The following is a 4,959-nucleotide window of genomic DNA, read 5'->3' as shown; positions in this document are numbered from 1 at the left end:
CCGCCACTGCCGGGCCGAGACCGTGTTCGTGACGAGGATGAGCGTCGTGGCCTTGACGGTCGCCATCGCGCCGGCACCGACGAGCGTCTTGCCGGCGCCGCACGGCAGCACCACGACGCCGGAGCCCTGTGCGAAGAAGGTGTCGACCGCCTGCTCCTGGTACGGCCGCAGGTGCCAGTCGTCGGTGTCGAGGTCGATCGGGTGCGGCTGGCCCGGCGTGTAGCCGGCGAGGTCCTCGGCTGGCCAGCCGAGCTTCACGAGCTCCTGCTTGATCTGCCCGCGTGCCCACGGCAGGAGCTCGACCTCTTCCGGGGACCGCATGTCGCCGAGCAGCGGCTTGATCCGCTTCGAGCGGATGACCTCGGCGAGGATGGTCGGCTCGGACGCGGTGAGGAGGAGCACCGGCTGCCGTTCGAGCTCCTCGGTGGGGGAGTTCGCGACGGCGGGCGCGTCTGGGCGTTCCTCGCGCCGGATGACGAGCCGACCGTAGCGCGCCACCGTGTCGCGGATGTCCACCGTCACGCTCTGCGGGACGGGGAACTTCGCGAAGTGCTCGAGCGTGTGGATCATGCTCTCGGCGTCGTGTCCGGCGGCGCGCGCGTTCCAGAGGCCGAGCCGGGTGATGCGGTACGTGTGCACGTGTTCCGGTGCGCGTTCGAGCTCGGCGAACACCGCGAGGTCGTGCCGTGCGTCCTCGGCGTCGGGGTGCGCCACCTCGAGGAGCACGGTGCGGTCGCTCTGCACGATCAGCGGTCCGTTCATGACGGATCAGCCTAGGCCGCTCGGCTGCGAGCCAGCGCGGATCGGCTCAGCGGTGGATCAGGCGTCGCTCTCGACGGCCACCACGAGGGAGAGCGGGAGCGTGCGCTCGACGTCGGCCGCCGTGTCGCGCCCCCGCACCCGGCCGGCCGCGACCGACGTCGGCACGATCGAGAACGGCCGCTCGGAGCCGTCCGGCATGCGCACGGTCAGGCGGATCGGCGTCCGCCCGCGGACGGCCAGGTCGATCTGCCGTCCCAGCCACTCCTGTTCGGGCTCGGCGTCGCCCCGCTCGGTCGTGACGCGGAGCCGCTCCACGAGTGCGTGCGCCGCCTGCTCCGGGTTGCGTCCGGTGGTGCGTCGTCGGACGGGAGGAACGGATCCCGCCGCGGGGCGGGCTGCGGCCGTCAGGACGGCCGGGTAGCGCTGGTCCTCGAGCGCCGTGTGGACGACGTGCGGCGGGTAGCGGGTCACCAGGGTCGTGAGGTCGCTGCGCTCCCACGCCAGCTGGCGGAGCTCGGCGTCCACACCGACCAGGTCGAGCTGGTCCGGGGTGCCGTGCACGCGGGCGCCGATCCCCTCGGGCCCGACGTCGACCACGATGCTGCCGTCGCGGGAGGACACCTGGTCGACGAGGTACGACAGCGGCTGCGGGACGTCCGTTGCCGACAGCCGTTCGAGCAGGGCGACGACGTCCTGCCGGGTGTGCCCGGCCCGGAACGCCCGGCGGAGCGAGTCCTCGGAGATGCGGTAGCGCGCGGCGAGACCCGGGGCCTCGAGCACGGCGACGGTCCGGAGCGCCGCGTCGTCGACCGGGGCGAGCGGCCCCGGGGCGATGACGGTGAGGTCGTGCTGCAGGTACACGGTGTCCACCGTGCGGGGGAGGTCCTCGGCCGCGGGGATCGGGTCCCCGTCGAGCAGTGCGCGCCCGGTGCTCGTCACGAGTCCGTCGTCGGTCACGCCGAGCGCCGCCGCGGTGCCCGCGACGTCGAGCAGCACCGCGTCGAGCCAGCGCGAGCCCGCGGGGTAGGCCCACCGGCCGACCGACACGAGGTCGCGGAGGTCGTCGCCTGCCACGCCGAGCACCGTCCGCACGGCGGGGTCGAGGGCGTCCCGCCAGGCCGAGACGAGCGTCGACCAGCGGTCCGGCCAGCCGGCGACGAGCCAGGCGTCACCCGGTGCCGTCGTCGCCCACGTGCCGTCACCCGGCGCGGCGAACCCGACCCGGTCGAGCAGCGCCAACCGGTCGGGCACGAGGGTCGGGTCCGCCCCGGCCCGATCGCCGAGCGTCTTCGCGAGCGGCGTGCCGATGCCGCCCTTCACGAGCTCGCGGACGGCGCCCTCGGACACCGCCCGCAGCAGTTCGGCGAGCACGGTCATCGTCTCGAAGGCGCGCTCCGCGCCGGTCGTGCGCGACCGCTCGTCGTCGTCCGTCCCGCGGGCGGGAGTGACGGGGCGGGGCTGCGCCGCGCCTCCCGGGAGTCCCGCGACCTCGTCGTGGGCGGCCAGACGGGCCGACACCGCGTCGTCGACGCCGCCGTCCTCGTCGGCGAGGCCCAGCGCGACCGCGGGGGCGAGGTCGTCGGCCGACCCCGCGCCGTCGCGCAGCGCGAGCAGCGTCCGGCGGGGCAGGTGCTCGATCGCGGCGTCCACCGCGTCGTCGGTGCGGAGCGCCTCGGCGAGGTCGAAGAAGTCCGAGATGCGCAGCGGACCGGTCTCGGCGAGGACCGCCGTGGGGAGTCGACGCGCCACGACGAGCCGTTCGAGGGCGTCGTCGGGCATCGCCCGGAGCCGGGCGGCCAGGTCTGCGGTGGTCGTCATCGTCCGCCGCGATCGTTCGACGCGGGCCTCAGCGACTCGCTCGGTTCTCACGGGCACGTCGAGTCCAGACGATGCCGAGGAGCACGAAGAGGAGGACCATGCCGATCGGGAACCCGTACAGCGGGATCGCGAGCACGACCGGCCACGGCATGGAGCCCGCGGCGCCCGGGGCCGTCAGCCAGACGATGATCATCGCGACGAAGCAGAGCAAGCCGAGGATGATGATCCCGCCGACCATGAACGCGAGGGCGCGTTCGGTACGATTGAACGTCACCGGGGGTTGCGCGGAGTCCTGCGTGTTCCCGGCGGATCGGGTCGGCTTGGCCATCGACCCAGGATATCCGACGCACCACGGCCGTTCCACGATCACGAGGAGACCGACGAATGCCCACCGGCAAGGTCAAGTTCTACGACGACCAGAAGGGGTTCGGGTTCATCACCGGCGACGACGGCGAACCCGTCTTCCTGCACGCGTCCTCGCTCCCGGACGGCGTCACGTCGGTGAAGGCCGGTTCGCGGCTCGAGTACGGCGTCGTCCAGGGGAAGAAGGGGTCGCAGGCGCTGTCCGTGCGGCTCCTCGACCCGCAGCCGTCGCTCGCGAAGATGTCACGCCGATCGGCGGACGACATGGCCGTCATCGTCGAGGACCTCGTGAAGGAGCTCGACCGGATCAGCGGGGACTTCCGGCACGGCCGGTACCCGAAGAACGGCACCCGAATCGCTGCGATCCTGCGGCACGTCGCTGACCAGTTGGACGCGTGATGACCGATACCTCCCCCGTTGCCCCGGCTCCCTCCGAGGACCTCACCGCGCTCGCCCGGACGGCGCTCGTCGAGGTGACCCCCGAGTCGACCGTCGGCGCGTTCGCCGGCACCGTCGACGAGGGCGACGGCGTCGTCTCGGTGCTCTTCGCCAACCGGATGGCCGGCTACCCCGGCTGGCGCTGGACCGTGTCGATCGCCCAGGTCGCCGGTGACGAGCCGACCGTGCTCGAGGTGGAGCTCATGCCGGGCGACGGTTCGCTGGTCGCACCGGAGTGGGTGCCGTGGTCCGAGCGGCTCGCCGAGTACCGGGCCGGGCAGGACGCCGACGGCGCCGCGGGCGAGCACCCCGACGAGGACGACGAGTTCGACGGCGACGAGGACGAGGACGACGACGTGGACGAGGACGCCGACTACGACGACTCGGACGACGACGAGTCGGACGACGACGAGTCCGACGACGAGGACGACTTCGACGCGGACGAGGACGACCTCGACGAGTCCGACGACGACGACATCGACGGGGTGGACGTCGACGAGCTCGACGGCTCGACGGAGGACGACACCGACGACGCCCCCGAGCAGGACGCACCCGCCGAGCCCGTCCACGGCCGCCGACGGACCCAGCGGGTCCGCCCGGTCGACCCGGACGCCGACCTCGAGCTCGATCGACTGGACGCCGGCGAGGTCGACCCGGAGCACCACCGCTCCTGACCGGTGACCGACCGGTCCCCGGGAAGGACAGGAGGCGCGGTGCCAGCTGGCACCGCGCCTCCTGTCACGAGGACCGACCGCCTCAGCGCAGGGCGTCCACCGTGAAGTCGATCGCCCGCACGAGTTTGGCGACGTCGTCCGGGTCGATCGCGGTGAAGGTCGCGATGCGCAGCTGGTTGCGACCGAGCTTCCGGTACGGCTCGGTGTCCACGATCCCGTTCTGGCGGAGGGTCGCGGCCACGGCCTTCGCGTCGATCGCGTCGTCGAGGTCGATCGTGGCGACGACCTGCGACCGGGCTGCGGGGTCGGTCACGAACGGCGTCGCGTAGTCGACCGACTCGGCCCAGTCGTAGAGCGTGGACGACGAGGTCTTCGTGCGCGCGTCGGCCCAGCCGAGCCCGCCGGACTCGTTGATCCAGCGGACCTGGTCGTCGAGCAGGATCAGGGTGGCGAGTGCCGGGGTGTTCAGCGTCTGGTCCAGCCGCGAGTTGTCGACGGCGTTCTTGAGCGACAGGAACTCGGGGACGTAGCGGTCGCTCGCGGCGATCCGCTCGACGCGCTCGATCGCCGCGGGGGAGAAGAGCGCGAGCCACAGGCCGCCGTCCGAGGCGAAGTTCTTCTGCGGGGCGAAGTAGTAGACGTCCGTGGCGCCGACGTCGAACCGGGCACCACCGGCGGCGCTCGTCGCGTCGACCACGGTCAGGGCGCCGGGGTCACCCGCGGCGCGGACGACCGGGGCCATGACGCCCGTCGAGGTCTCGTTGTGCGGGTAGGCGTAGACGTCGACGCCCTCGACCGGCTCGAGCGACGCGAGGGATCCGCCGGGGGCCTCGACCACGTGCGGTGCCTCGAGCCAGGGGGCACCCGCGGCCTTGGCGAACTAAGAGCCGAACTCGCCGAAGGA

The 4,959-nt window shown here is 72.8% G+C and carries 5 protein-coding genes and 1 pseudogene; 2 read left to right on the top strand and 4 right to left on the bottom strand.

Annotation, left to right across the window (positions count from 1 at the left end):
- The 3 genes from I5E_RS08510 to I5E_RS08500 all read right to left on the bottom strand — a co-directional run.
- On the bottom strand, positions 1-762 hold a 762-nt coding region (locus I5E_RS08510), incomplete at its 3' end, for a helicase-associated domain-containing protein (protein ID WP_022906601.1).
- Between the two features lie 57 nt (positions 763-819).
- The gene (locus I5E_RS08505) at positions 820-2,580 is read right to left on the bottom strand and encodes a helicase-associated domain-containing protein (protein ID WP_022906600.1); all 1,761 of its coding nucleotides are present in this window, start codon (positions 2,578-2,580) and stop codon (positions 820-822) included.
- 28 nt (positions 2,581-2,608) lie between these two features.
- Positions 2,609-2,908 (bottom strand): hypothetical protein, encoded by a 300-nt coding sequence (locus tag I5E_RS08500; RefSeq protein WP_022906599.1) that lies wholly within the window; start codon positions 2,906-2,908, stop codon positions 2,609-2,611.
- A gap of 56 nt (positions 2,909-2,964) precedes the next feature.
- On the opposite strand from I5E_RS08500, the gene I5E_RS08495 reads away from it, so the two are divergent.
- Both I5E_RS08495 and I5E_RS08490 read left to right on the top strand, forming a co-directional pair.
- The gene (locus I5E_RS08495; protein WP_022906598.1) at positions 2,965-3,342 is read left to right on the top strand and encodes a cold-shock protein; all 378 of its coding nucleotides are present in this window, start codon (positions 2,965-2,967) and stop codon (positions 3,340-3,342) included.
- Positions 3,342-4,055, top strand: a complete 714-nt coding sequence (locus I5E_RS08490) for a DUF3027 domain-containing protein (protein ID WP_022906597.1) — start codon at positions 3,342-3,344, stop codon at positions 4,053-4,055. The genes I5E_RS08495 and I5E_RS08490 overlap by 1 nt, the downstream gene beginning before the upstream one ends.
- Before the next feature lie 82 nt (positions 4,056-4,137).
- Here I5E_RS08490 and serC read toward each other — a convergent pair.
- Positions 4,138-4,959, bottom strand: a pseudogene (gene serC / locus I5E_RS21470) (phosphoserine transaminase); the annotation flags it as partial.

The organism is Curtobacterium sp. B18, from assembly GCF_000333375.1.
GTDB lineage: Bacteria > Actinomycetota > Actinomycetes > Actinomycetales > Microbacteriaceae > Curtobacterium.
Note: the sequence above shows the minus strand (reverse complement) of the source record. Positions and strands in the feature narration are given on the sequence as shown.